19 protein-coding genes and 7 pseudogenes are annotated in these 24499 nt (G+C 67.8%); 15 read left to right on the plus strand and 11 right to left on the minus strand.

The annotated features are described in order from the left end of the window. The first annotated feature begins 43 nt into the window (after nucleotides 1-43). From JOD60_RS05020 to JOD60_RS05030, 3 genes are all read left to right on the plus strand, one after another. A complete protein-coding gene (locus JOD60_RS05020) occupies nucleotides 44-373 on the plus strand; it encodes a YciI family protein (protein WP_076689120.1) in 330 nt (109 codons plus the stop codon). Continuing rightward, on the plus strand, nucleotides 370-1890 hold the full coding sequence (locus JOD60_RS05025; RefSeq protein WP_076689122.1) for an MFS transporter: 1521 nt from the start codon (nucleotides 370-372) through the stop codon (nucleotides 1888-1890). The genes JOD60_RS05020 and JOD60_RS05025 overlap by 4 nt, the downstream gene beginning before the upstream one ends. A gap of 432 nt (nucleotides 1891-2322) precedes the next feature. Further along, nucleotides 2323-3570: an IS256 family transposase gene (locus JOD60_RS05030; RefSeq protein WP_076689125.1), complete on the plus strand. Its 1248-nt coding sequence runs from the start codon at nucleotides 2323-2325 to the stop codon at nucleotides 3568-3570. Nucleotides 3571-3585: 15 nt separating this feature from the next. Here JOD60_RS05030 and JOD60_RS05035 read toward each other — a convergent pair. The 3 genes and pseudogenes from JOD60_RS05035 to JOD60_RS05045 all read right to left on the minus strand — a co-directional run. After that, nucleotides 3586-4835 (minus strand): annotated as a pseudogene (locus tag JOD60_RS05035) (IS256 family transposase). Between the two features lie 14 nt (nucleotides 4836-4849). After that, nucleotides 4850-5092: a hypothetical protein gene (locus JOD60_RS05040; RefSeq protein WP_157127849.1), complete on the minus strand. Its 243-nt coding sequence runs from the start codon at nucleotides 5090-5092 to the stop codon at nucleotides 4850-4852. Between the two features lie 285 nt (nucleotides 5093-5377). Next, nucleotides 5378-5626, minus strand: a pseudogene (locus tag JOD60_RS05045) (integrase core domain-containing protein); the annotation flags it as partial. A 237-nt stretch (nucleotides 5627-5863) separates the two neighbouring features. Between JOD60_RS05045 and istA the strand changes: the two are divergent. After that, nucleotides 5864-7558: an IS21 family transposase gene (gene istA, locus JOD60_RS05050; protein ID WP_076689127.1), complete on the plus strand. Its 1695-nt coding sequence runs from the start codon at nucleotides 5864-5866 to the stop codon at nucleotides 7556-7558. Next, nucleotides 7555-8360: pseudogene (istB, locus tag JOD60_RS05055) on the plus strand (IS21-like element helper ATPase IstB). Before istA ends, istB begins: the two are co-directional and overlap by 4 nt. A gap of 22 nt (nucleotides 8361-8382) precedes the next feature. Here the strand turns inward: istB and trpS are convergent. Next, nucleotides 8383-9432: a tryptophan--tRNA ligase gene (gene trpS / locus JOD60_RS05060; protein WP_076692059.1), complete on the minus strand. Its 1050-nt coding sequence runs from the start codon at nucleotides 9430-9432 to the stop codon at nucleotides 8383-8385. 534 nt (nucleotides 9433-9966) lie between these two features. Here trpS and JOD60_RS05065 point away from each other — a divergent pair. The 3 genes and pseudogenes from JOD60_RS05065 (at nucleotide 9967) to JOD60_RS05075 (ending at nucleotide 11690) form a co-directional block, all read left to right on the plus strand. Further along, entirely contained in the window at nucleotides 9967-10419 is a 453-nt protein-coding gene (locus tag JOD60_RS05065; protein ID WP_076689129.1) for a hypothetical protein, read from the plus strand. A gap of 522 nt (nucleotides 10420-10941) precedes the next feature. Beyond that, nucleotides 10942-11223 (plus strand): annotated as a pseudogene (locus JOD60_RS05070) (GyrI-like domain-containing protein); the annotation flags it as partial. Between the two features lie 2 nt (nucleotides 11224-11225). After that, nucleotides 11226-11690, plus strand: a complete 465-nt coding sequence (locus tag JOD60_RS05075; protein ID WP_157127850.1) for a DUF5946 family protein — start codon at nucleotides 11226-11228, stop codon at nucleotides 11688-11690. 272 nt (nucleotides 11691-11962) lie between these two features. On the opposite strand, the gene JOD60_RS05080 is transcribed toward JOD60_RS05075, so the two are convergent. Next, nucleotides 11963-12547, minus strand: a complete 585-nt coding sequence (locus JOD60_RS05080; RefSeq protein ID WP_084201897.1) for a DNA cytosine methyltransferase — start codon at nucleotides 12545-12547, stop codon at nucleotides 11963-11965. A 262-nt stretch (nucleotides 12548-12809) separates the two neighbouring features. Between JOD60_RS05080 and mobF the strand changes: the two are divergent. Then, nucleotides 12810-13673, plus strand: a pseudogene (mobF, locus tag JOD60_RS05085) (MobF family relaxase); the annotation flags it as partial. On the opposite strand, the pseudogene JOD60_RS16640 reads toward mobF, so the two are convergent. Next, nucleotides 13665-14739 (minus strand): annotated as a pseudogene (locus JOD60_RS16640) (putative type IV secretion/conjugal transfer ATPase); the annotation flags it as partial. The pseudogenes mobF and JOD60_RS16640 overlap by 9 nt on opposite strands. Here JOD60_RS16640 and JOD60_RS17150 point away from each other — a divergent pair. Both JOD60_RS17150 and JOD60_RS17155 read left to right on the plus strand, forming a co-directional pair. Next, a pseudogene (locus JOD60_RS17150) lies at nucleotides 14722-14886 on the plus strand (RNA polymerase subunit sigma-70); the annotation flags it as partial. The pseudogenes JOD60_RS16640 and JOD60_RS17150 sit on opposite strands and share 18 nt — an antisense overlap. Before the next feature lie 461 nt (nucleotides 14887-15347). Continuing rightward, nucleotides 15348-15719 (plus strand): DUF6596 domain-containing protein, encoded by a 372-nt coding sequence (locus JOD60_RS17155; RefSeq protein WP_307823846.1) that lies wholly within the window; start codon nucleotides 15348-15350, stop codon nucleotides 15717-15719. 284 nt (nucleotides 15720-16003) lie between these two features. Here JOD60_RS17155 and JOD60_RS05100 read toward each other — a convergent pair whose 3' ends face one another. Then, nucleotides 16004-16774 (minus strand): DeoR/GlpR family DNA-binding transcription regulator, encoded by a 771-nt coding sequence (locus JOD60_RS05100; RefSeq protein ID WP_076689135.1) that lies wholly within the window; start codon nucleotides 16772-16774, stop codon nucleotides 16004-16006. Nucleotides 16775-16863: 89 nt separating this feature from the next. Here JOD60_RS05100 and JOD60_RS05105 point away from each other — a divergent pair, with 89 nt between their 5' ends. From JOD60_RS05105 to JOD60_RS05120, 4 genes are read left to right on the plus strand one after another with little or no spacing between them, the layout of a single operon-like run. Continuing rightward, nucleotides 16864-17448: a glucose-6-phosphate isomerase family protein gene (locus JOD60_RS05105; RefSeq protein WP_076689137.1), complete on the plus strand. Its 585-nt coding sequence runs from the start codon at nucleotides 16864-16866 to the stop codon at nucleotides 17446-17448. Between the two features lie 2 nt (nucleotides 17449-17450). Further along, the gene (locus JOD60_RS05110; protein WP_076689139.1) at nucleotides 17451-17846 is read left to right on the plus strand and encodes a phosphomannose isomerase type II C-terminal cupin domain; all 396 of its coding nucleotides are present in this window, start codon (nucleotides 17451-17453) and stop codon (nucleotides 17844-17846) included. Beyond that, nucleotides 17843-19624 carry a class I mannose-6-phosphate isomerase gene (locus tag JOD60_RS05115; protein WP_076689141.1) on the plus strand — a complete coding sequence of 594 codons (1782 nt, stop codon included), beginning with the start codon at nucleotides 17843-17845 and terminating at the stop codon, nucleotides 19622-19624. The genes JOD60_RS05110 and JOD60_RS05115 overlap by 4 nt, the downstream gene beginning before the upstream one ends. Beyond that, entirely contained in the window at nucleotides 19621-20526 is a 906-nt protein-coding gene (locus tag JOD60_RS05120; protein WP_076689144.1) for an N-acetylglucosamine kinase, read from the plus strand. Before JOD60_RS05115 ends, JOD60_RS05120 begins: the two co-directional genes overlap by 4 nt. Nucleotides 20527-20587: 61 nt before the next feature. On the opposite strand, the gene JOD60_RS05125 is transcribed toward JOD60_RS05120, so the two are convergent. The 4 genes from JOD60_RS05125 to JOD60_RS05140 are packed head-to-tail and all read right to left on the minus strand — an operon-like array spanning nucleotide 20588 to nucleotide 24499. Next, nucleotides 20588-21406 (minus strand): amidohydrolase family protein, encoded by an 819-nt coding sequence (locus JOD60_RS05125; protein ID WP_076689146.1) that lies wholly within the window; start codon nucleotides 21404-21406, stop codon nucleotides 20588-20590. After that, nucleotides 21403-22152: an amidohydrolase family protein gene (locus JOD60_RS05130; protein ID WP_076689148.1), complete on the minus strand. Its 750-nt coding sequence runs from the start codon at nucleotides 22150-22152 to the stop codon at nucleotides 21403-21405. The genes JOD60_RS05125 and JOD60_RS05130 overlap by 4 nt, the downstream gene beginning before the upstream one ends. Further along, complete coding sequence (locus tag JOD60_RS05135) at nucleotides 22149-23339, minus strand: aminotransferase class III-fold pyridoxal phosphate-dependent enzyme (RefSeq protein ID WP_076689150.1); 1191 nt, start codon at nucleotides 23337-23339, stop codon at nucleotides 22149-22151. The genes JOD60_RS05130 and JOD60_RS05135 overlap by 4 nt, the downstream gene beginning before the upstream one ends. After that, nucleotides 23336-24499: an ROK family transcriptional regulator gene (locus JOD60_RS05140; RefSeq protein WP_076689152.1), complete on the minus strand. Its 1164-nt coding sequence runs from the start codon at nucleotides 24497-24499 to the stop codon at nucleotides 23336-23338. Before JOD60_RS05140 ends, JOD60_RS05135 begins: the two co-directional genes overlap by 4 nt.

Consider the following 24499-nt stretch of genomic DNA (forward strand, 5'->3'; position numbering starts at 1 on the left):
GAGTCAGAGCACTTGCAAAACGCAACCGGAAGGAGAGGGGCAGATGTCTCGCTATCTTGTGATGACGAAGTTTGTACCCGGGCACGGTCCCGCCGAAGGATCGCCTGAGCACGCGGCGGAGATGCGCGCCTGGGATCGCTTCAACCGCGAAATCGCCTCCTCGGGTCAGCTCGTGCAGTCCTTTGGTCTTGAGCTGGCCACGCACAGTGTCCCCGCAGACCGACCCGAACGTGAGAACGGCGAGGTGGTGTTCGCGCAGTATGTGATCGAAGCCAACTCGCTTAGGGGTGTTGAGCAGTGGGCACAGCGTATGCCCGTGGTGGAGTACGGTCGTGCGGAAGTCCGCCGAGTGCTGTTCGACAACACGCTATGAGCATTCGCTCGCCTCGACAGGCACTAGTCCTTTTGGCGCTTCCCGCATTGGTCGTGGCGATGGATCAGAACGTGCTGTTCCTCGCCCTCCCGACTCTGACGGACGATTTGGGAGCGTCTGCAACGAGCCAGCTGTGGGTCAGTGACATCTATGGCCTCATGGTGGCCGTCTTCTTGATCCCGTTCGGCGTTTTGGCTGACCGAGTCGGCCGCCGTCGGCTTCTCCTTGCCGGATCGGCCGTATTCGGCATCCTGTCGCTGATCGCCGTGTTTGCTCCGTCGATCGAAGTCCTCATCATCGCGCGAGCACTACTGGGGATCGCCGGGGCGACTATCGCCCCAGCGAGTCTCGGTCTCATCGTGACCTTGTTCCCGGATTCAAGTGAACGAGCAAGGGCGATCGGACTGTGGATGGCATGTTTCATGGTTGGAATCGCGCTCGGCCCGAGCATGGGCGGTGTGCTCTTGGAGCACTTCTGGTGGGGCGCTGTCTTCTTGCCCGGGGTTCTCATCATGGTCGCTGTGCTGGTGACTGGTCGCCGCATGCTTCCTGAATCGGAGATTAAGGTGGGGGCCTCGATTGACGTTCCTGGCGCCCTCCTGCTCGGCGCAGCGATCTTCAGTCTGGTATTCGGCTTGAAGACCGCTGTTCTGTCGAGCGCTACCGGTGCGGTTGCTGCGATCGGCGGATTCGTGCTCACCGCGTTAGCGCTAGCGCTGTTCACCTGGCGCTCTCGAAGCCACGAGCGCCCAGTCATTCCGGTGGCTCTGTTCACTCAACGGCGCTTCTCCGCAGCAGTCGGACTAATGACGATGTGTGCTGTGCTGATCGGTGGCACCTACTTCTACTTCTCCCAGTATCTCCAGCTCGCTGCAGAACTCTCGCCCATTCAGGCCGGGCTTGTCATGATCATCCCGGCGGTGGCATTCGGCATCGGCTCCTCTGTTGGCCCCGTCCTGACCCGGTGGATCACGCCAGCTCAGGCCCTCGCCGCCGGCCTGCTCGTCGCAGCAGTAGGCTTCGCCGTCCTCGCCTTCACGGTGGACCAGCGGGGTGTCCTCTTTGCCATTGTCGGATTCTCGCTGGCCTATCTCGGCTTCGGCCCAGGGGCGGCGCTTGGCACGGACATCATCGTGGGCACCGTGCCGAGCCGGGAAGCCGGGGCATCATCGGCGATCTCTGAGACGAGCACAGAACTCGGTCAAGCCCTTGGTATCGCTGTTCTCGGCAGCGCCGGCACCATGGTCTACCGCAACTATCTCGCGCCACACGTGGAGATGCTTGAAGCAAACCAGGGGCACGCCCTGAATCAGGGGGTAGTCGAGGCCTTGAATCAGGTTCCCCACCTGACGTCCGTCATCCAAGCAGCGTTTGCGCACTCTTTCGCCCTCGTCGCGACCGGGGCCAGTCTGGGCACTCTCTTGCTGGCCGCGCTGGCCCTGCCGCTTCTCCGCCCCGCGGATTCTCCTCGTGACGCGCGGGACAGCGCGCGAGATCACGAGCGCAATGAGGTGTGACGCGCAGATAACGGAGCGCTACCGACTCCTACCTCGACTCGACCGCGAACGCGGCCCGATGGGCTCGCCCTCGAATGCGGGTCACCCGATCGCACATCAAGCGAGGCATCGGGGGTCAGGTCTCGACACCTTTTGACTCCCCGAGCTCCACCTCATCGCCTGACCATCACCCACCAAGGAGCAACCGGAGTGACACCACTCCACGGGACTTGACCCGCATCCCACTGGAAGCTACGTGATGCGGGTGTGTCAGATTAACGGTGGATCTGGTCTGGCGCATTTCAGTTGATTCGGCCTTCGAAGGTGATCGCGAAGTGGCGTCCCGCATAGTGGTGTAACTGCTCGGTGGTCGGCCTCGTCGTGAACGTGGGCGCGGTCACCGTGTGATCCTTCGAGGAATCTCCTACAACCCTCTCGAATGGAGTCATCACGATGACCGCTCCTCACATTGTCGACCCTGCTGGCCTGCTCGGTGAAGCCCTCGCTGAGGCGTCGCCGGATCTGATGCGGCAGCTGCTGCAGACGATGATCAACGCGCTGCTGTCCGCGGACGCAGACGCCGTCTGCGGCGCCGAATGGGGCAAGCCCAGCCCCGACCGGGTGACGCAGCGCAACGGCTACCGGCACCGCGAGCTGGACACCCGTGTCGGCACGATCGACGTCGCCGTCCCCAAGCTCAGGAAGGGCACATACTTCCCGGAATGGCTGCTCGAGCGCCGCAAGCGCGCCGAGGCCGCGCTGATCACCGTCGTCGCCGACTGCTACCTCGCCGGCGTCTCCACCCGCCGGATGGACAAGCTGGTCAAGACGCTCGGCATCGACTCGCTGTCCAAATCGCAGGTGTCCCGCATGGCCGCGGATCTCGACGAGCACGTCGACCAGTTCCGCCACCGTCCGCTCGGGGATGCCGGGCCGTTCACGTTCGTCGCCGCCGACGCCCTGACGATGAAGGTCCGCGAAGGCGGCCGCGTGATCAACGCCGTCGTCCTCGTCGCCACGGGTGTCAACGCGGACGGGCGCCGGGAGGTCCTGGGCATGCGCGTCGCGACCAGCGAGACCGCCTCGGCCTGGAACCAGTTCTTCGCCGACCTCGTCGCCCGCGGTCTCACCGGCGTCCGCCTCGTCACCTCCGACGCCCACCAGGGTCTGGTCGAGGCGATCGCGGCGAACCTGCCCGGAGCGGCCTGGCAGCGCTGCCGCACCCACTACGCGGCGAACCTGATGTCCGTCACCCCGAAGTCCCTCTGGCCCGCGGTCAAGGCGATGCTGCACTCCGTCTACGACCAGCCCGACAAGGACGCCGTCAACGTCCAGTTCGACCGGCTCCTCGATTACGTCGAAGACAAGCTCCCCGACGCGTTCGAGCACCTCGACACCGCGCGGGCGGACATCCTCGCGTTCACCGAGTTCCCCGAAGGCCTCTGGTCGCAGATCTGGTCCAACAACCCCAACGAGCGACTCAACCGCGAGATCCGTCGCCGCACCGACAGCGTCGGCATCTTCCCCAACCGCGACGCCATCGTCCGCCTCGTCGGCGCCGTCCTCGCCGAGCAGACCGACGAATGGGCCGAAGGCCGCCGCTACCTCGGCCTCGACATCCTCGCCAAGTCCCGCCTGCGCCTGCTTCCCGACACCGGCCCCGAGGAGGTGACCGACAGCATCCTCGAACTCAGCGCCTGACCCAGCACCGAAGGATCACAAGGCGGCTACACCACTACCGGGGACTTGACCGATCGCGAAGGCGTTGAGTGCGGGCTTCCACCTCGCCACCCAGCGTGCCCGACCCCGGCCGGTGGGGTCAAGCGACCGGGTAACGAGGTAGAGGCACTTCAGTGCGGCCGCGTCGTTCGGGAAGTGCCCGCGCGCTCTGACCGCGCGCCGGTACCGCGCGTTGAGGGACTCGATCGCGTTCGTCGAGCAGATGATCCGGCGGATCTCGACGTCGTAGTCCAGGAACGGGATGAACTCGCTCCACGCGTTCTCCCACAGCTGCCGGATCGCCGGATACATCGTGCACCACTTCTCCGCGAACTCCTCGAACCTCGCCCTCGCGGCGGCCTCGGTCGGGGCCGTGTAGACAGGCTTGAGGTCGCGGGCGATCTGGTCCCAGTACTTCCGCGACGCGAACTTGAACGTGTTGCGAATCAGGTGGATGATGCACGTTTGCACGACCGCGAGCTCCCACGTCGTGTTGATCGACTCCGGCAGCCCCTTCAGGCCGTCGCAGACGACGATGCAGACGTCCTCGACACCGCGGTTCTTGATCTCGGTGAGCACCCCGAGCCAGAACTTCGCGCCCTCACCGCCGTCGCCGGCCCAGATGCCCAGGATGTCGCGTTCTCCGGCCGTGGTGACGCCCACAGCGACGTAGAACGGCTTGTTGCGCACCTGCCCGTCCCGGACCTTCACGACGATCGCGTCGATGAACACGACCGGGTAGACCCGGTCCAGCGGACGGTTCTGCCACTCGGTCATCTCCTCGATCACCTTGTCGGTGATCTTTGAGATCGTGTCCTTGCTGACGCTGGCACCATAGACGTCGTCGAAGTGCGCGGCGCTTCACCCGTGGTCAGCCCGCGTGCGGTCAGGGAGAGAACGATCTCGTCGATTCCGTCCAGGCGGCGCTGCGCCTTGCGGACGATCTTCGGCTCGAATGACCCGTCGCGATCCCGGGGGACCTCGATCTCGACCGGGCCAATCTCGGTCAGCACCGTCTTCGACCGTGTCCCGTTCCGGGCATTCTCGCTCGTGGTGACCGCGTGCTTCTCATAACCGAGGTGCTCAGTCATTTCCGCTTCGAGCGCGGTCTCGAGCACCGTCTTCGTCAACCCGCCGAGCAGGCCTCCCGGCCCGACGAGGCTGACGCCCTGTTCCCTCGCCTGCGCGAGCAACTGCTCGGCGATCTGTTGCTGATCGATGATCTCTCCCGTCACAGGATCGATCATCTCGATGGTCTGGCTCATAGCCCTTCCTTTCGGTCAGGCCAGTACCAGATCCACCGTCTTCCTGACAGTCCCCGTGATGCTCGATTGAGGCGATCGTGCTCTTCCTTCGTGACCCAGCACTTTTGAAGGAGACCGTCGAAGATCGCCAGCAGGTGTTCAGGCGAGGTCGCCGGGCCGCCTGCGATGGGATCAGCGTGGCTGTTCGACCTCGGATCAGCCTGAGCCGGATCGACGATCTCGATGACGATGCGCTTCATCGGAAGGATGTGCTCCACTACGCGCTCTCCGCGAGGGAGAGCGAGTGCAGCGTCCGTGGCGAATGTCACTTCGTGAGCCGAATCGAGCCCACTGAGCATCTGCCGAAGGCGGCTCGGGTACCCGCCGGAGCCTTTCGACCACAGTCGACCACCCGCAGCTATCAGTGGGCGTACCTCTGACTCAATCAAGGCATAAACATCCGCCGCGATGGCCAGGCGGGGGACTGCTGCACGGATAGGTGACAGTTCTGACCTGCCCCACGGATTCGGTTCCAGTCCGGGTCGCTAACTCGCGGCGGGGATGTCGTTGATTTCGAGTGTCTCGTATTCGATTGGGGTGCGGTAGCCGAGAGCGGAGTGTCGGCGCTGACGGTTGTGGAAGATCTCGATGTACTCGAAGATCGCGTTGGCGAGCTCGACCCTCGTCTTCCACTTCTTCCGGTTCAGCAGCTCGATCTGCATGGATGACCAGAAGCTTTCCATCATCGCGTTGTCCAGCCCGTCGCCGACCGATCCGAATGAGGGCAGTAGTCCCGTCTGCGTTCCGGCGGTCACGCTGTAGGTCAACGAGCCATTTGCTTCGTCGGTGACTGTGAGATTGACCGAGCCGTTGGGGGAGGTGATGGTGTCTCTGTCAGCGTTGTTTGGACCCGGTTTGTCGGAACTGAGTGGCTCCACTTGCCGACGTGCCGGTGGGTTGTGTCGGAGATAAGTGGCCCCACCTGAACGTGGTCCCGTCAGCAGTTACGTGCATGAACGGGAGGGCCCAGGATGGGGTCGAAGGTGAATTTGTTCGCAGCGATCCGGAGGGACGCACGAGTCGAGGGTCTGAGCCGTCGGGCTCTTGCCCGGAAGTACCGGGTGCATCGGCGCACGATCGCGCAGGCACTGGAATCACCGGTGCCTCCGGAACGGAAGCCGAGAACGCAGACGGCACCGAAGCTCGATCTGGTCCGCGCTCACATCGACGCGATGTTGCGGCAGGACCTCGACGCGCCACGGAAGCAGCACCAGACGGCGACGCGGATCTGGAACCGCCTGATCGACGAGCACGAAGCGGAGGTGTCCTACGCGGTCGTCCGAGACTACGTGCGCCGGCGCCGTCCGGAGATCGAGACCGAGGCGGGCAAGCGGGTCGTGTCGGCGTTCGTGCAGCAACAGCACGCACCGGGCATGGAAGCCGAGGTCGATTTCGGTGAGGTCTGGGTGGTGCTTGCCGGGGTAAAGACGAAGTGCCACCTGTTCGTGTTCCGGCTCTCCGCGTCCGGGAAGGCCGTGCACCGGGTCTATCCGACGCAGGCGCAGGAAGCGTTCCTCGAGGGGCACATCGCCGCGTTTGAGACGATCCAAGGTGTCCCGGCACTGCACATCAAGTACGACAACCTCACCCCGGCCGTCGTCCGGGTGATTCACGGGACGCGGGATCGGGTGGAGAACGACCGGTGGGTGCTGTTCCGCTCCCACTACGGTTTCGATGCGTTCTACTGCGAGCCCGGGATCGACGGCGCGCACGAGAAGGGCGGTGTCGAGGGTGAGGTCGGCCGGTTCCGCCGCACCTGGCTGTCACCGATGCCGGTCGTTGACAGTCTTGACCAACTCAACGCGATGATCGCCGAGTGGGACGCCCGCGACGATGCGAGGCGCATCACCGGCCGCCGGTCGAGTGTCGGGGAGGACTTCACGCTCGAGCAGCCGCTGCTGCAGTCGTTGCCGGCGGAACGGTTCGATCCCGGCCTGGTGCTGCATCCCCGGGTTGACCGGTCCGCGCTGGTCACGGTCTGGCAAGCGAAATACTCCGTCCCCGCCCGGCTGATCGGCCGGCAGGTTCGTGTCTCGTTGCGCGCATCGGAGCTGGTCGTGTTTGACGGCCGCCAGCAGGTCGCCCGGCATCCCCGGGTCGTTGAACGGTTCGGGGAGTCGATCGTCTTGGACCATTACCTCGAGGTGCTGCAGCACAAACCCGGCGCGTTGCCTGGGTCGACCGCGCTGGCGGCCGCCCGCACATCGGGCACGTTCACTGCCACGCATGAAGCGTTCTGGCAGGAGTCGAGGAAAGTCAACGGTGAAAGCCGCGGCACCCGGGAACTGATCGACGTGCTCCTGCTGCACCGCAGCATGCGCGCCGCAGATGTAATCGCGGGAATCCGGGCCGCGCTGACGGTCGGCGCGGTCACTGCCGATGTCGTCGCGGTCGAAGCGCGCCTGCACGCCTCCGGGACGGTCCTCGCGGGTGGGTCCAGCTCGGACCGTCATCTCGCTCGACAGAACGACGACGACGGCAAGCGGGTTGTCAGTCTCACCCAGCGCCGGCTCACCGACCCGGCCGCGGTCATCGCGGGCCTGCCTGCGGACGCACGTCCACTGCCTTCCGTCGCGGCTTACGACGAACTACTGCAGCGGCGCACCAAGACCACCCCACCCAGCGGCGTCGACGTCGCTGGGTCATTGGAAGGAAGCACCGCATGAGTCCCAGCGCCACCTCCATCACCACCACCTTGCGTCGGCAACGCGGGATGACCGAGGAAGCTGCGTAAGCCGCCGTTGACCAAGCCTGCCGCCGGCTGCGCCTGCCCACGGTCCGCGCGGTTATGGATGAAGCCGTCGATGCGGCGAACCGGGGGCAGAGGTCCTACCAAGGCTTCCTCGCCGAACTCCTCCTCGCCGAGTGCGATGACCGGGACCGTCGCTCAACGATCCGTCGAGTCAATGGCGCCGGGTTCCCTCGCCAGAAGTGGCTCGGGAACTTCGACTTCGACGCCAACCCCAACGTCTCCGCAGCGACGATCCACACCCTTGCACAAGGCGACTGGATCCGCCGCGGCGACCCCTCTGCCTCATCGGGGACTCCGGCACCGGGAAGAGCCATCTGCTGATCGGGCTCGGCACCGCCGCAGCGGAGCAGGGCTACCGGGTGAAGTTCACCCTCGCGACGAAGCTCGTCAACGAACTCGTCGAAGCCGCCGACGATAAACAACTCGCGCGCACCATCGCCCGCTACGGCCGCGTCGACCTGCTCCTCATCGACGAGCTCGGCTACATGGAACTCGACCGCCGCGGCGCCGAACTGCTCTTCCAAGTCCTCACCGAGCGGGAAGAGAAAGCCTCCGTCGCGATCGCGTCGAACGAGTCCTTCAGCGGTTGGACGAAGACCTTCACCGACCCACGTCTCTGCGCCGCGATCGTCGACCGGCTCACGTTCAACGGCACCATCCTCGAAACCGGCACCACCAGCTACCCACTCGGACACACCCGCACCAGCCATCTCTGACGAACACGGCTCGACTCGTCGTTCACAGCACTCGATAGAGCATTCCCATGGCTGCACGCACCTCACCCAGCGTTGTTTCGGCCATCTCGTTGGCGCGATTGTTTCCGGCGAGGAGCACTTCCGTGACGAACGCCGGGTCGGCTGCGAACTCGTTCCGCCGTTGGCGGTGGTCGGCGAAGCGGGTGTTCACCGCGTCGATCGTGTAGTCCTTCAGCGCCCCGCTTCCGGCTGCACCAATGTGTCCCGCGACCTCCTCTGGCTGGACGCCAGCGCACAGAGCCGCCGTCGTGAGCAGCGCGGACACTCCAGGACGTGTGACCGGATCAAACGTGATCACCCGATCGCTGTCGGTTGGCGACTTCCTGATCACCGCTGCAGTCTCGTCCGCAGTCATGGACAGCGCTATCGCGTTCCCATAGCTCTTCGACATCTTCCGACCATCAAGGCCCGGTACTTCCGGTGTCGCGGTGATCAGCGGCTCCGGCTCAGGAAACACCGGCCCGAACCGTTCGTTGAACCGTCGCGCGATCGTCCGGGTCAGTTCCACATGTGGCAGGTTGTCTTTCCCGACCGGCACTAGGTTGCCCTTGCAGAAGAGAATGTCCGCAGCTTGATGCACGGGATAGGTCAGCATCAGGCCGCTCAGACTCCGACCCGACGCCGCAAGCTCTGCCTTCACAGTCGGATTGCGGTGCAGTTCCGCCTCCGTCACGAGACTCAAGAACGGCAACAGGAGCTGATTCAACGCGGGCACCGACGAGTGCGTGAAGATCGTCGTCGACGCAGGGTCCATGCCAGCAGCGAGGTAGTCCAAGATTGCGTCCCGCACGTTCACCGCCACGTTGTCGGCGGTGTCGCGGTCCGTGATCACCTGGTAGTCCGCCAATACCAGCACGGTTTCAACACCGAGGCCCTGCAAGCGGACACGCTCGCGCACAGTCCCGAAGTAGTGCCCCAAGTGCAGCCGGCCCGTCGGCCGTTCCCCGGTCAGAACACGGAACCGGCCCGGTTCAGCAGCGACCCGAGCTTCCAACTCCGGCATCCGGAGCGTCGTCGTCGCAAAAGAATCCATCATCACCCTCCACATTGAGGGTTGCGCGACAGTCACCACGTCACAGATTCGCGGGCTGCCATGCAACCCACGAGACACACGTCAAAGGCTGCTAGGGCAGCCACCACCACGAAGAACGAAGCGAACGCATATCCCGACACTACCGGTTCACTCGCCGCAGGCTGTAGCTTGGTGACCTCGCCGTAGGGGCGAGCGCACGACTGGCGCCTGTAGGAGGCACCGATGAGCACGACTCTCAGCACCATCGCTGAACGTCTGGCCGTTGAGATCAGAGCGCAGGACTAGCGAGATCGAGCGCATCGCCAGGGGGACCACTGCGGATCACATCAAGGCACGCATCGCGCGGGGTCGCCACGGCGACACGCGTCTGAAGAGGGCGCAGGTTGGTCGAAGCCCAGTGAGACGCGAGCACCCATCGAGGTCCCGGTCAGCGTCGAATGCGGTCCGTCGTGCGAGGAGACACGGTCGCCAAGAGGGGCAGGGCGCGGGCTGCATGCGCGCGTCTAGCCGCACGAATCCGCCAGACTGTGCGACATGGAAGTCAACTGGGCTGAGGTGCTCATCGGTGGGGCCCTCTTCTTCGTGCTGGGTGCGCTGTTCACCATCTTCGTGCAACCGGGCCTCGAGCGACGGCTCGAGGATCGACGAACGAAAAAGCAGATCGAACGCGAGAAGGCGGATGCCGAGCTGGCTGCTCAGGTCAAATTGATGGCAGTCACGCCAGATCTCTTTGCGGCACGCTATCGCGAGGGTGCGATGCGGGTTGTCGGCCTCATTGTGTCGGCGATCATCCTCGCGTTGACGGGGTTGGGTATGCAATCCATACCTGTCCCCTTCGTATACGACTTGGCCTTTGTTCCATTCCTTGTCGCGGTTCTCTTGGTGGTACCCGCCGCTTCAGCGTGCTTGGAGATGGTGCGGCTCAGCGGCGGAGTCCGACGGGTGCTCGAGGAAACTTCAGCGCCGCCGGCGGAGGAGACCGCATAGAAGACGGATTGGGTTCCTTGCCCGGTGGCGGGGCATCGTCTGCTCGCCGCCCGTTTACGGATCCCTTCTTGGGGCGGAATATGGCGCCAAGCGGATCTATGCGATTGCTGACGCCAACGCCAACGCCAACGCCGACACCGACACCGACGTCGAGGAGGCCATGGGGTCCGAGGAGACCGTCGAGGACGAGCGTGACGATGATCGTCGTGACGACAATGACGGGCAAGAAGGACACGAAGAAGCCCCGCGGTCATGTTAGGGCGCAATCGCTAATGCCTAGGATGACGCCATGACGCCATGACGCCATGACGCCATGACGCCATGACGCCATGACGCCATTTCCTGACGCTCAGAAGCAGCCGTGCGATGCGATGGCCCCGCTCCGGCGCCGGGGACTCAGGCTCAAATTCTGTGAGCGTCATGTCGATCCCCGGCGGCTGAGGTTCCGACATGCTATAAATATTCGTCTAGCAGAAGGTCTTTGACATGGCACAGGAGATCGCAACATCCGAGGCCGCCCGCCGGCTCACCTACTTGCACGGTGTCGCGCTCGACGCCGCGACGGCTGCGCCCGAAGACCTCGACGTGATCGAGGTTCCGGCCGGCTCGTGGGCGGTGTTCCGCACCAGCGGACCCTATCCAGCGGCGTTGCAGGAAACATACGCGGCATCAGCCTCCGAGTGGTTCCCCTCGAACCCGTGGAGACTCCGCCCCGGCCCCTCGATCGTCGCCGTCCTTGATCGCGCCGAGGATTTCAGCACCGCGACCACCGAGCTCTGGATGCCGATCGAGCGCGCTTTGTAATCATGTCCAATGCAATGCTCACTGCTCCTTGCGAGTGCGGCGCTGACAGCGATTGCCACCCCGTCTGGTACGAGGCCCTCGCCGAAGAGCGTCTCGACGCGCTCATGGGTCAGTGGCACAACCCGCTGGTGTGCGTTTTCGTTCTCCAGCACCCTTCTATGTTCAAACTGGAGTTCGCCGACGGCCAAGTGCAGTTCCTTCAACTGCTTGTCGAGAAAGGAATCGGCGCCGTCAACGCCGTCGCCCGCCACCAACGCGCACGCAACAAGGGCACACGGCCAACACTCGATATGTCAGAACTCGCTGCCTATCCGGGCGTCAGCGATGCTGATCTGCCGCTGCCCTTCGCATTGAGCCTGCACCACCTACGCTCCGACGACGGTGGCTTTCTCAGTGATGGCTATGACGCATACGATCGCCGGATGGTAGAGATCGCGATGGCCACCATCGACGCCTGGTGCAAATGAGGGGGCGCGCACCGAACCTTCGCGCCAGTGTGGCGTACGTCGACCCGATGCCGTGACTCGCGGCTCGGGCGGCGCACCTTCGATCCTCGCAGTCTTACAACTATCGCCGCGAACTTCTATCCTGAATAGGAGGCAGCGTTTCTAAACTCTGGAATGTTCTTCGGGATCGTCCCTTTTGAGCCACTCATCATCTGCCTCCTCGACGGAGAAGTACGTCTGATGAGAGGTTCGATCATGTTCCGACTGCTGTGGGCTCTGAGTTCCCGCATCCACTACTTCCTGCGGTCGTTTATGCCGACCAGCATCCTGATCGGCACGATGGTTGCCCGTAGAGGTCGAGCTGACTCGTCTCCCAGACCCCACGGGTCGGGTTCCAGATTGCGAACGGCTGCTGCGCGGAGGGTTACGGTTGCGGGGTTGCGTCGTTCATCGTCGTCTCCTTCCGGGATGGAGTGGGTTGCGGTTGCGGAGAGCAGTCCTCGCACGTTCTCGATGACGACCCATTGAGGTTGCAGTGCGTCGATTGCTATCGCCATGTGCGCCCAGAGACCGGAGCGTATGACTGGGGCGAGGCCCGCCATCTTCCCGACCGTGGATACGTCCTGGCAGGGAAAGCCGACGCAGAGAATGTCCACCGGCTCAACGCTGCTCCAGTCGATTGTGGTGATGTCTCCGAGGTTCGGGGTGTCGGGCCAGTGGTGGGCGAAGACGCGGGCGACGGGCTCGTTGATCTCGGAGAACCAGACAGTGCGGGCGTCGAAGACCTCCTCGACGGCGAGGTCGAGCCCGCCGTAGCCGGAGAACAGCGACCCGACCCGTAGGCGACGGTCGGTGCGCGCATCGTCGGTTTCTGACATGAGGACTCCGCCTGATCGGTGATCCCGGTCGTCGTCCGCTCGTGAACCTGACGCCGGGCTGGTCACCTGTCAGGTGCTCGCGCCGGCTCCCATGCCCGTCGCAGCTCGCACCCGCGTCAGCCGTCCATCACGTCGTCGTCTCGACCCGTCCTCAGAGTCACCACGCCTCTTGCAGATCGAGGGGGTGTCAACTTTCGTTGACACCCGATGACAGAAGTCACAAGCTTTTGACGACAGCTACCACAGGGAGTACCTGTCCGGCATGACAGTTTCGATGCGCGTGATGTCGGCGGGCGACGGCTACAAGTACCTGCTCCGCACGGTCGCCGCAGCAGACGGGGACAGGTCGCTCTCGACCCCGCTGACGAGGTACTACAACGCCGAGGGGACACCTCCGGGCCGGTGGCTCGGCGCTGGCGTGGCCGCGCTCGGAGGCGGGCAGATCATCGAGGGTGATCAGGTCTCCGAAGCCCAGCTCCAGCTCCTCGTCGGCATGGGCCGCGACCCCATCACCGGCAAGCCTTTGGGCCGCGCCTATCCCGAGTACCAGGCCGTTGCGGAACGGATCGTTGAACGGGTCGCGGCCCTCGATCCCGCCCTGGGGCCGGTCTCCCGTGCCGAAGCCGTCGCAGCTATCGAGGCCGAGGAGGGCGAGCGTGGCAGGCGGCGAGCGGTTGCCGGATACGACTTCACCTTCTCTATCCCCAAGTCCGCCTCGGTGCTGTGGGCTGTCGCCGACGCCGGCACGCAGGCTCTCATCGCGCAGGCGCATCACGCGGCGGTTGCGGAGGTGGTTGCGTTCATGGAGCGGGAGGTTGCAGCGACCCTCACGGGTGCAACCTCCCGCAACGGTGCGGTTGCACAGGTCGATGTGACCGGGCTGATCGCTACCGCGTTCGACCACTACGACTCACGCTCGGGCGACCCGCACCTGCACACGCACGTCGTCATCTCGAACAGGGTGCAGACCGTCCTCGACGGCAAGTGGCGCTCCCTCGACGGACGGCCGATGCACGCCGCGACCGTGGCCCTGTCGGAGCTGCACGAGGCGGTGTTCGCCGATCATCTGACCCGGATGTTCGGCGTGGAGTGGGAGGCCCGAGAGAAGGGCAGGGATCGAAACCCCGTAGTGCCTCGCGAGCCGCCAGTGCGCGTCCATTCTGCGCAGGAGCGCCGGGTGGGACATGAGTCGCCATGCCTCGTCGTAGACGACCCATCTGCGGCCCCCGTTGGGGTCGAGCAGGGCGGCTTCCATCCATGCGGATGAGCAGGTCATCAGCACCGAAATCGGCGTGCTGTTTCTCGGTGACGCGCGACAGATCGAGACTGACCATCGGCAGCGACGGGTCGAACCTGACGGTGCTCGGCCCGTCGAACAGGCCCGCCAGGTCCCCGGCGACGAGGCGGCGCAGCGCGTGGCCGACCTGGCGGCCGTCCTCGGTGAGTCGGCCGTCCGGGTCGTCGGCGTGGTCGGGGCGCAGCAGCCGGTCGACCACCATCGGCAGGATCGGCACGTCCGCGTCGCGCACCGCGCCGGCCAGGGCGGTGTCGATCGCGGTGTGCTCCAACGGCGCCAACCGCCGATCTAGCACCGTCTCCGTCAAGGCTCCGAGCAGAGCGCGGCGTCGCGCGGCGAGGGTGGTGGCCCACTCCTGGTCGGACAGGCCGCCGGGCCGGTAGCCCTCATCCAATGGGTTGAGCCTGTTGCCCATCCCGTGCCCGAGGATGATCGCTTTTCCGCCGACTGCTTCCGCGACGCCGGAGTGCTCGCCTTTGGGGTCGCCGGGAACGTAGACGCGGTACCCGAAGGGCAGACCGCGGGTGTAGAGGCTCTTGGCGAGCGACGATTTCCCGGAGCCGACGATCCCGGCCAGGATCAGGTTCGGCGCGGTGATGATGCCCCTGCGGTACAACTCCCACGGGTCGTACACGAACGATGAGCCGCTGTAGAGGTCTTGGCCGATGAAGATTCCCGCGGCTCCGAGCCCGGCTTCGGCCAGGAACGGGTACTGCCCAGCGAGCACGGCGCTGGTGTCCTGATGCCGGGGCACTCGGAAGCGGCCCGGTGTCCTCAGCGCCGCCGGGCCGGGCTCGCCGGCGGCGGACAGGTAGACCGTGGCGCGGCGCTCGGCCCGTTCGGCGGCGGCCTTGGCCTGGGCCGCTTCCTTCTCGACGTGACGCTGCTCGGCGCCGAACGCGCAGCGCGCGCCTCTTACGGCCGGCTCGTCGCGCTCCTCGCGGCCGGCACGAGCGACCTCGCCCTCGCCGAGGACGCGCTCAGCGACGCCTTCGAGCGCGCACTGCGCACCTGGCCGTCGACCGGTGTCCCCGCCAACCCCGAGGGATGGCTGATGACAGTCGCGCGCAACCGGCTCCGGGATCTCTTCCGTTCTGCCGCGACGCGACGCACCGATCTCCCAGAACACCTCGTCATCGCCGTGGACGACGCCGATCCCCAGGCCATTCCGGATCGGCGGCTTGAGCTGCTCCTCGCCTGCGCCCACCCGGCCATCGATCCCGCCGTCCGCGCGCCGCTCATGCTCCAGGTGGTGCTCGGCTTCGACGCGCGACGGATCGCGACGGTCTTCGCGATCGAACCCGCGGCGATGGCGCAGCGGCTCGTCCGCGCGAAACGCCGCATCCGCGACGCCGGCATCCGGTTCCGCATCCCAACTCGTGACGAGATGCCGATGCGCGTGACCGCGGTGCTGGAGGCGATCTACGGCGCGTACTCGATCGACTGGCTCGACCAGGGGGACCGTATGCCGACTCGGTCGCCGACGAGGCACGTTGGCTCGCGGTGCTCACCGCCACGCTGCTGGACACCGAGCCCGAGGCGTGGGGACTCGCCGTCCTGCTCACCTTCGCGCAGTCGCGCGCCCCGGTCAGAGCGCAGCGGGGGTGGGCCCCGCTTGACGAGCAAGAGACAACGCTCTGGGATCGCGCACTGATCCGGGAGGGCGAGCGGCTCCTCCGTCGAGCGTCCGCTCTGGGTGCGCCGCTCGGTCGGTTCCAACTCGAAGCGGCCATCCAATCGGTTCACTGCGATCGTGCGCGAACAGGCACCGTGGACCAGGCCTCGCTACGCAAGCTCTATCGCGGGCTCGTCACCGTCCACCCCACTCGGGGCGCGCTTGCGGCGCTTCGGGCCGTGGAGAACGGGTTCCGATGAAGGAAGTCGTTCAGGACGGCGCAGGCGACAGGACTCCTCTGCTCACCGCGGAGGTAGCCCCGTCGCCAACACCGCCCTCGCCTGCGAACTGGCCGACTGTGCTGGTCCGTGCCCGTGATGACTGGCCCTCCCAGACTGCTCGCCTCCGCGCGCGACGGAAGGCATGCAGCGTGAAGAGTGGACCGGTGGTTCGCCTGTGAGCAGTCTCCCAGGGCCACGCTCGACTTCAGGCAAGCCGGAATGCTCTCGCCGAAAAGGGTCATGCGGTAACCAATCCGCGCACATCAGTCGACCACGCGCACGTCGACGCCGCCGCGACGCAGGGCGCGAATGTCGGCGGCCGGGGCGCCGGCATCCGTGACCAGGACGTCCACGCCGGTCGCGGCGGCGACCGGCACCAGCGACGCCTCGCCGAACTTGCTGGAATCCAGAAGGGCGATCACCCGGTCGGCCGCGGCCACCATCTTCTTCCGCACGGCCGCCTCGAGCGGATTGGGGTCGGTGAAGCCGCGATCTAGGGTCAGCCCGGTGGCCGACACGAAGGCCGTATTGCCGTGGAAGCCGTCGAAGAACGCCTCCGCCTGGGGACCGACGTAGGTGAACGACATGTCCCGGAGGATGCCGCCGCTGGAGAGCACCGTGACCTGGGGAACGAGGAAGCTGAGCTCGTTGGCCGTGTAGAGCCCGTTGGTCACGACGGTCAGGTTCCGGCGGTCGCGGAGGTGTTGGATCATCGCGGTGACGGTCGTGCCGCCTTCGAGCAGTAGGACGTCTCCGTCGTCCACGAGATTCTCGGCGGCATAGCGGGCGATGCGGGCTTTGAGTGGAGCATTGACCTGCTGTTTGGCCGCATACCGCGGCTCGGCTCCGATCGTGCGCGCGAGCGACACCGCCCCGTGACTGCGCTGCACCCGGCCGCCGGCCTGCAGCGCGTCGAGGTCTCGGCGGATCGTCATGTCCGAGACGCCGTAGCGGCCGCTGAGGTCCACGACCGTCGCCTGACCGCGGTCCTCGAGGTGGCGGAGGATGTCCGCTCGGCGCTCGGCGTTCCGCACGATGATCCCTTCGTCGCTGAATGAAGGATAGCCGAGCGATCGCCCGGCAAGGATGTTCGTTCGAACAAGAAGTCTGTTAGAGTCAACGCATGGATCTCGCAGTCGATAAACTCGTCCACGATTTCGGAATCGCCGGCTCGCTCGCCGACGGCGACGTCGTCGAACGGCGCCTCAGCGATCTGGGCGGCACGTTCGCCGATGACGACGCCCTCCGAGACGCCGCCGCCGCAAACGACCGCATCGTGTACACCGTGACGAGCGCCGCCGGCGGCGACGGAGAAGGCGACCTCGGCTACGGCCTCGGCGTGCTGCAGCCCGGGCGGGTCGGCGACGAATACCACCTCACCAAGGGGCACCTGCACGCCTGGCGTCCGGCCGCCGAGGTCTACATCGGGCTGCGAGGAAGCGGTGCGATGCTGCTGCAGGACGAGGACGGCGGCGGCAGCCGGCTGGTCCCGTTCGGCGCAGGAGAGATCGTCTACGTCCCCGGCGACACCGCCCACCGTACCGTGAACACCGGCGACGAGCCGCTGGTGTACCTCGGCGTGTACCCGGCCAGAGCGGGCCACGACTACGGCGCGCTGGCCGAGAGCAACTTCCGGCACGTCGTGCTCGCCGGGCCGGACGGGCCTGTGCTGCGCGAGCGCCGCGAGCTCGACGAGGAGAGGAGCTGACGATGTCCGAGCAGATCATCGGAGAGATCCCCGACGGCGTGCCGCCGGTGACGCAGACCGACCGCCCGTGGGGGTCGTTCCGCCAGTACGCGCACAACCGTCCCGTCACGGTCAGCCTGATGACGGTGGAGCCGGGTCGGCGTCTCAGCCTGCAGTCCCATCCCGGACGCGGCGAGCTGTGGATCGTGCTCGACGCCGGCGCCATCGTGCAGGTCGACGACGAGCAGTGGGAGGCCGAGGCGGGCGAGGAGATCTGGATCCCGGCGAACGGCCGTCACCGCCTCGGCAGCGCCGGCGCACGCGTGCGCGTGCTCGAGGTCGCGTTCGGCAACTGGCAGCAGGACGACATCGTCCGGTACGCCGACGACTACGACCGCCCGAAGGAGGGCGAGGCATGACCGTCGCCGAGGCGTTCCGACGCACCACCCAGAACCTGCTGCCGGCCCGGCCCGAGCCGGTGGATGGCTACGACGTCTACCCCACTCATCCCATGCGCGCGGGCGCGATCGCGATCGGACACGACGCGCTGGCCGCTCGCCTGGCCGGTGTCTCCCGCGTCGTGATCGACGGCTTCGGGGGCGTGCTCTGGGAGGAGTTCCGGGGACGGCTCGATGCGGCGCTGACCGACCGCGGCCGCACGGTCGCCTGGCACGACGTGTCGGCGGCACTCCGTCCCGCCGCGGACGTCGACGCGATCGTCGAGCCCTTCCTCGGCGGCGACGACCCGCTGTTCGGCACCCGGTTCACGGGAACCCTCGCCGACTTCTTCGACCCGGCGGCGCTGGCCGGCATCCGGCCCGATCCGACGGCGGACCTGTCCATCGTGTACGGCACCGGCGCGGCGCTGGCGGCGTGGGACGCGCCGATCGTCTACCTCGATGTGCCGAAGAACGAGATCCAGTTCCGCGCGCGCGCCGGCGCCGTGCGCAACCTCGGAGCGGCGGTCGCGACCGATCACCGCTCGACGTACAGGCGCTGCTACTTCGTCGACTGGCCGGCGCTCACGGCCCACCGCGCGAGCCTGCTCGGCAGGATCGACGTGATCGTGGACGAGCAGCGGCCGGAGGAACCCGCCCACGCCGCGGGCGCCGACGTGCGCGAGGCGCTCGACCGGCTCGCGCACGGCGTGTTCCGGCCCCGCCCGTGGTTCGAGCCCGGCCCCTGGGGCGGACAGTGGATGAAGCGGCGGTTCGCCCAGCTTCCACAGGACGTCCCCAACTACGCCTGGTCGTTCGAGTTCATCTCGCCGGAGAACGGCCTGCTGCTGGAGAGCGACGGTGCGGTGCTGGAGGTCTCCTTCGACACGCTGATGGCCGTCGGCCACCGTGCGGTGCTCGGCGAGAGCGCGGACCGGTTCGGGCACGCGTTCCCCATCCGATTCGACTTCCTCGACACGGTCGACGGCGGCAACCTGTCCATCCAGGTGCACCCCCGCCCGGAGTACATCCGGCGCGGCTTCGGTGAGGCGTTCACGCAGGACGAGACCTACTACATCCTCGACTGCGAGCCCGGCGCCGAGGTGTATCTCGGACTCACCGAGGACGCCGACCCGGCGGCGTTCCGTGCCGAGCTGGAGCGCAGCGTCGCCGAGGCCGCGCCCGCCGACATCGACCGCTTCGTGCAGCGGCATCCGGCGTCGCGGCACGACCTGTTCCTCATCCCCAGCGGCACCGTGCACAGCTCCGCGCGGGGCAACCTCGTGCTGGAGATCAGCGCGACGCCGTACATCTTCACGTTCAAGCTGTACGACTGGATGCGCCTCGACCTGGAGGGCCGCCCGCGCCCCCTGAACATCGACCGGGCGTTCGAGAACCTGGAGACCGACCGGCGAGGAGAGCGGATCCGCCGCGAGTTCATCTCCCGGCCGCGCGAGATCGCCTCGGGGGAGAGCTGGCGTCTGCTGCACCTGCCCACCCACGAGGAGCACTTCTACGACGTCCATCGCCTCGAGTTCACCGGCGCGGGCTCCGTCGAACTGCCCACCGACGACAGCTGCCAGGTGCTGAGCCTGGTGGAGGGCGACGAGGTCGTGGTGGAAGCCGGCGGCATGAGCCGCACCGTCCGCTACGCCGAGACGTTCGTGGTGCCGGCCGCGGCCGGCAGCTTCACGTTGCACGCCGCGCAGCCCGCGAAGGTGCTCACGGCGTTCATCAAGAAGGGCCGAGGGCCGGAGTGAGCGGGTACGCCCTCGGCATCGACGCCGGCGGCACCAGCACCGTCGCGGTGATCGCCGATGGGGCCGGCCGGGTGGTCGGCGAAGGACGAGCCGGCGCGGCGAACCCCGACGACGTCGGCGCCGACGGAATGGCCGCCGCGCTGCGCGCCGCGACGGAGGCGGCGCGCTCGGCCGCGGGCGTCCGCGCCGACCTCGAGACGGCCTTCCTCGGGGTGGCGGGCGTGATCTCCGAGGACGACCGCGCGCTCGTGCGGTCAGCCGCGGCCGGCCTGGCACGACGCATCGAGGTCGACCACGACTGCCGGATCGCCCTGGCCGGGGGGCTGTCCGGCCGGCCAGGCATCGTGCTCATCGCCGGCACCGGATCGTCCTGCTACGGGCGCACCGCCGGCGGTCGGGACTGGCGCGCCGGCGGCTGGGGAGCCCTCGCCGGCGACGAGGGCGGCTCGTACTGGCTCGGCGTCGGTGCGTTGCGCGCGGCGGTGCGGTCGGCCGATGGCCGTGGCCCGCGGTCGACGCTGGAGGAGCCGGTTCTCGCCCATCTCGGTCTGACCGGCTTCGACGAGCTGCTCGGGCGGCTGCACGTGGAGGGCGCCACCCGCGCCGAGATCGCCGCACTCGCACCGTCCGTGATCGCCGCCGCCCGCGAGGGTGACGAGGCGGCCGCGGGGCTGCTCGCGGCCGCCGCCCGAGAGCTCGCCGGCTGTGTGCGGGCCGTCGCCGCGCGCCTCGAGCTGGAGCAGGTGGAGGTCGCCCTGGTGGGCGGGCTGTTCGCCGCCGGCGCGATCCTGCGCGATCCGCTGGAGCACGCCGTGGCCTCGCTGGTGCCCGGGGCGAGGCTGGTCGACGCGGAGCGGCCTCCGGCGGTCGGAGCCGCGCTGCTGGCGGGCGACCTGGGCTGAGCCCGTCACGCGCCGGCGCGCACTCCGGCTCGTCGCGTGGATCTCGATGCGACCGTCGCGCTCAGCGCGTCGGCCCGCGGCGAAGCGGCATCTGCTCCGCATTGCCGCGGGTGATCGCCGCCAGGGCCGCGTCATCGAGTCCCGAGGCGGCCAGCTGCAGCGCCGTCGGGACCGGCTCCTGCACCGGGAACCCGCTGCCGAAGACCCAGCGCCCCGGATCCTCGCCCAGCAGCTTAGCGACGCCCAGCGGGCCGTTCACATGCCAGAGGTCGAAGCGCACCCACGCAGGCACGTCGTCGGCGAGGTGGCGCGCCACCTCGCCGTACTCCGCCCGGTTGAGCCCGCTGATCACCAGCGGATGCGGCGGCGCGCTCCGGATGAGATCGGCGATGTCACGCAGCTCGAGCTCGCGCGACGACGACATCGGATGCCTGCTGCGGGCGTCGTCCAGCCGCACGATCAGCTGCAGCGGCAATCCGGCGGCGGCGCAGGCGTCGATCAGCGCGCCCGCGTCGACCGCGCGGCATCCGTGGAAGCCGGGCGCGACCCGGATGCCGGCGAAGCCGGTGTCCGCGGCCCACGCCAGCTCCTCGCGCCATGCGCCGTCTCGCGGGTCCAGCACCGCGAACGGGTGCAGCACGGCGTCCCCGGCGCAGGCCCCCCAGCACACCTCGTTGCCGGTGCGGGTGTCGAAGCCGAACAGAGCGGCCAGGTGCGAGACCCACACCCCGGTCAGGCCGTGACGGGCGGCATGGCCGCGCAGGTCGTCGGCGTCCGCGGCGGCGTGCAGCCGGTAGGGCCACTGACCGAGGAAGCAGGCGGTGTCCACCGCGCCGAACCGGGAGAAGCCGTCGAGCAGATCGCGGGCTGCGCGCGTCATGCCGCCACCTCCGCGAGCCAGCGGCGCGCCGTCCCGCCGAACACGCGTTCCTCGTCCGGGGGTGTCAGCGACGCGGCGAGGACCTTGCCGACGTTCGCGACGAGGTCGACGTGGGGGAGGTCCGATCCGAACAGCACGCGATCCGCGCCCAGGCGCCGCACGGCGAGCGCGACCTCGCCCGTGGAGATGAGGGTGCCCGAGGTGTCCACGGCGACGTTGGGCAGCTCGCGCACCGCGTTGACCGCCGACTCGGCCTGGCCGCCGAGGTGCGCCATCAGGAAGCGCGTCTGCGGATGCCGCCGGGCGGCGCGCGCGATGTTCGCCGCGGTCGACTCGTAGGGGAACCCGCCGACCGTCTTCCGCCAGGCGTGCGTCAGGACGACGAGTCGGTGCTCGGCGGCGTACTCCAGGATCGGATCGGAGGTCTCGTCGTCGGCCAGCGTGGCGATCCACATCTTGACGCCGACCATGCCCCGCTCCTCGACGTTGTGGCGCAGGTCGTCCATCGTCGCCCTGCCGTAGCGGGGGTTGACGTAGCAGTACCCGCGCAGCCGCTCGGGGTATCGCCGCAGCTCGCCCGCGAGGACGCGGTTCATCTCGCGGACGTCGTCCAGGCTCGGGTGCGGCCGGAAGTCGCCGATGTTGCTGCACACGAACAGCTCGATGCCGAGCCGGTCGCCCACCTCGAACGCCGCGGGATCGAACCGGTCCTCCCGCAGGTGGGTGTGCATGTCGACGCCGGTCATGTCACCGGCTCGAGCCATGCCGCCTCGAGGCGGCGGAGCGATTCGTCGATGTCGGCGTCGGTGTGCGCGGCGGTGACGTAGCAGACCCGGTACATCGACACCCCGTGCCGGTACGCCGCTCGGAGGAGGTCGTCGATCGCGCCGGGATCCCCGGTCAGCTGGGGGCAGGGTCCCGCCCCCGTCATCCGGACCGGCGAGCCGCGGCGGGCGAACAGGCCGTTCACACCGTCGCGGAACCGCTCGCCGGCCTCGCGGAGTCGCGGGATCACGGTCTCGTCGCGCAGCGTGGTCATGGTCGCCGTCGCCGCGGCCAACGACAGCGTCTCGCCGCCGTGCGTCGAGGACACCACCACCTCGCCGCGGTCGAGCACCGACATCACCTCGCGACGGCCGCTGTACACCGACAGCGGCATCCCGTTGGCGACGCCCTTGCCGTGCACGGCGAGGTCGGGCACGACTCCCGTGTACTCGGCCATCCCGCCGAGCGCGACCCGGAAGCCGGTGACCATCTCGTCGTACGCGAGGAGGCTCCCGTGGCGGTCGACGAGCTCGCGCAGGAAGCGGTAGAAGCCGCTCGCCTCGGGGATGGAGGGATAGTCGGCGGCGACGAGCACGAGGGCGACCGGATGCCGGGAGAAGAGCTCCTCGAGCCGGTCGCGGTCGTCCCATTCGACGGCGTGATGCAGGGCGGACAGAGCCGTCGGCACGCCGGGGAGCTCGGCGGCGACCTGTCCGGGCAGGACCCGGGCGCCGGGCGCGAGCGTGTTCAGCCATCCGTTGTAGCCCAGCTGCACGACGTGGTCGCGGCCGGTGTAGGCACGGGCGATCCGGATCGCCGCCGCCAGCGCCTCGCCGCCCGTCTTGAGGAATCGCGCCGCCTCCGCGCCGGGCACGAGCGAGCAGAACAGCTCGGCGGTGGTCGTCTCCAGCGGGTGCGGATGACCGAACAGGATGCCGTCCGTCAGCTGCGCCGCGATTGCGGCGTCCACGGCGGGGTGGCGGTAGCCGAGGCTCACGGCGCCCAGCGCGCAGCGGTAGTCGATGAACTCACGCCCCCGGTCGTCCCAGACCCGGCACCCGCTCCCGCGGACGATGACCTCCGGCTCGTCCGGCAGCAGCGTCGGCGCCTTGGAGTTCGTGCTGGAGCCGACCGGCATCACCGCCAGAGCGCGCTCCCGCCAGGTCACAGCGCCTCCAGGACGGACAGCCCGCGTTCGTCGGGGCGCAGCGTCATGGCGGGGACCGGCATCTGGGCCAGCCCGTAGATGGCCTCCGCGTGGCGCCCGAAGGCGTGCACCAGGGCGCCGTGCGCCGCGGCATCCGCACCGAGCCGCGCCTCGACGACGGGCATCTCGAAGGAGAGCCGGATGTGCCGGGGGAGGGCGGCGCGCAGCGGGTCGAGGAACTGCTCGTGCGCCGCGGAGAGCCCGCCGCCGATGACCACCATCGCAGGATCCACGGTCATCACGAGTGTCGCGATGCCGTGCGCCAGCTCGTCGACGAACTCGTAGATCTCCTGCTGCGCGCCGGTGTCGCCGCGGCGGGCGCGCTCGAAGACCTCGATCGCCGTCGGGGCGCTGCGCCACGTGATCTGGCCGGTCTCGCTGCCGAGGCCGCGGAAGGCCAGCCGGCCGATGTCGCCTGCGACGTTGTGCGCGCCGCGCCGTGGCCGTCCGCCGAGGATAAGACCCATCGCGATGCGGTGCCCGACAGAGAGGTAGAGCACGTCGTCGACGAGCTGGGCGACGCCGACGTGGTGCTCGGCGACGGCCGCCAGCCGCACGCCGTTGTCGATGGCGACCGGGCATCCGAACGTCTGCCTCAGCTGTCCGCCGATGTCGATGCCGGACCACTCCGGGATGATCACCGAGGTGATCACGTGCCCCGCGCCGTCGACGATCCCCGGCAGCGCCACGCCGATCGCGCGCACCCGTGACGCCGGCACTCCCAGGCCGGCGAGGGCCGCGCGGATGTCGCCGATCACGGCGGCGAGCTTCGCGGGGCCGCCGTCGTGATCGGCGATGCCGGGGAAGTCCCGCTGGTCGAGGACGTCTCCGGCGAGATCGGCCGCGATCACCCGGACGCTGGCGATGCCGATGTCCACGCCGATGACCACGCCGGCTGCGGCATGGAAGTGATACCGGCGAGCGGGCCTCCCGGCGCCGCGGCCGCTGAGGGCGGGACCTTCGACGACGAGGCCGATGTCGGCGAGGGTGGTCATGGCGTTCTCGACCGAGGTCCGGGACAGCTCCAGGGTGCAGGAGATGTCGTTGACCGTCGCCGGCCCCGTGTCGCGGAGCTGGACGGCGCACCGCACCGCGATCGAGAGCGGTTGCTGCGGTGCCAT

The sequence above is a fragment of the Microbacterium aurum genome (genome assembly GCF_016907815.1).
GTDB classification, from domain to species: domain Bacteria; phylum Actinomycetota; class Actinomycetes; order Actinomycetales; family Microbacteriaceae; genus Microbacterium; species Microbacterium aurum.

Bases quoted from the DNA above. Each gene is read 5' to 3' on its own strand.
- JOD60_RS05125 (WP_076689146.1), bottom strand. From the start codon at position 21,406: ATGACGCGCGCAGCCCGCGATCTGCTCGACGGCTTCTCCCGGTTCGGC.
- JOD60_RS05075 (WP_157127850.1), top strand. From the start codon at position 11,226: ATGTCCAATGCAATGCTCACTGCTCCTTGCGAGTGCGGCGCTGACAGC.
- JOD60_RS05080 (WP_084201897.1), bottom strand. From the start codon at position 12,547: ATGTCAGAAACCGACGATGCGCGCACCGACCGTCGCCTACGGGTCGGG.
- JOD60_RS05110 (WP_076689139.1), top strand. From the start codon at position 17,451: ATGTCCGAGCAGATCATCGGAGAGATCCCCGACGGCGTGCCGCCGGTG.
- JOD60_RS05030 (WP_076689125.1), top strand. From the start codon at position 2,323: ATGACCGCTCCTCACATTGTCGACCCTGCTGGCCTGCTCGGTGAAGCC.
- JOD60_RS05105 (WP_076689137.1), top strand. From the start codon at position 16,864: ATGGATCTCGCAGTCGATAAACTCGTCCACGATTTCGGAATCGCCGGC.
- trpS (WP_076692059.1), bottom strand. From the start codon at position 9,432: ATGGATTCTTTTGCGACGACGACGCTCCGGATGCCGGAGTTGGAAGCT.
- JOD60_RS05130 (WP_076689148.1), bottom strand. From the start codon at position 22,152: ATGACCGGCGTCGACATGCACACCCACCTGCGGGAGGACCGGTTCGAT.
- istA (WP_076689127.1), top strand. From the start codon at position 5,864: ATGGGGTCGAAGGTGAATTTGTTCGCAGCGATCCGGAGGGACGCACGA.
- JOD60_RS05025 (WP_076689122.1), top strand. From the start codon at position 370: ATGAGCATTCGCTCGCCTCGACAGGCACTAGTCCTTTTGGCGCTTCCC.
- JOD60_RS05065 (WP_076689129.1), top strand. From the start codon at position 9,967: ATGGAAGTCAACTGGGCTGAGGTGCTCATCGGTGGGGCCCTCTTCTTC.
- JOD60_RS05040 (WP_157127849.1), bottom strand. From the start codon at position 5,092: ATGAAGCGCATCGTCATCGAGATCGTCGATCCGGCTCAGGCTGATCCG.
- JOD60_RS05115 (WP_076689141.1), top strand. From the start codon at position 17,843: ATGACCGTCGCCGAGGCGTTCCGACGCACCACCCAGAACCTGCTGCCG.
- JOD60_RS05020 (WP_076689120.1), top strand. From the start codon at position 44: ATGTCTCGCTATCTTGTGATGACGAAGTTTGTACCCGGGCACGGTCCC.
- JOD60_RS05140 (WP_076689152.1), bottom strand. From the start codon at position 24,499: ATGGCACCGCAGCAACCGCTCTCGATCGCGGTGCGGTGCGCCGTCCAG.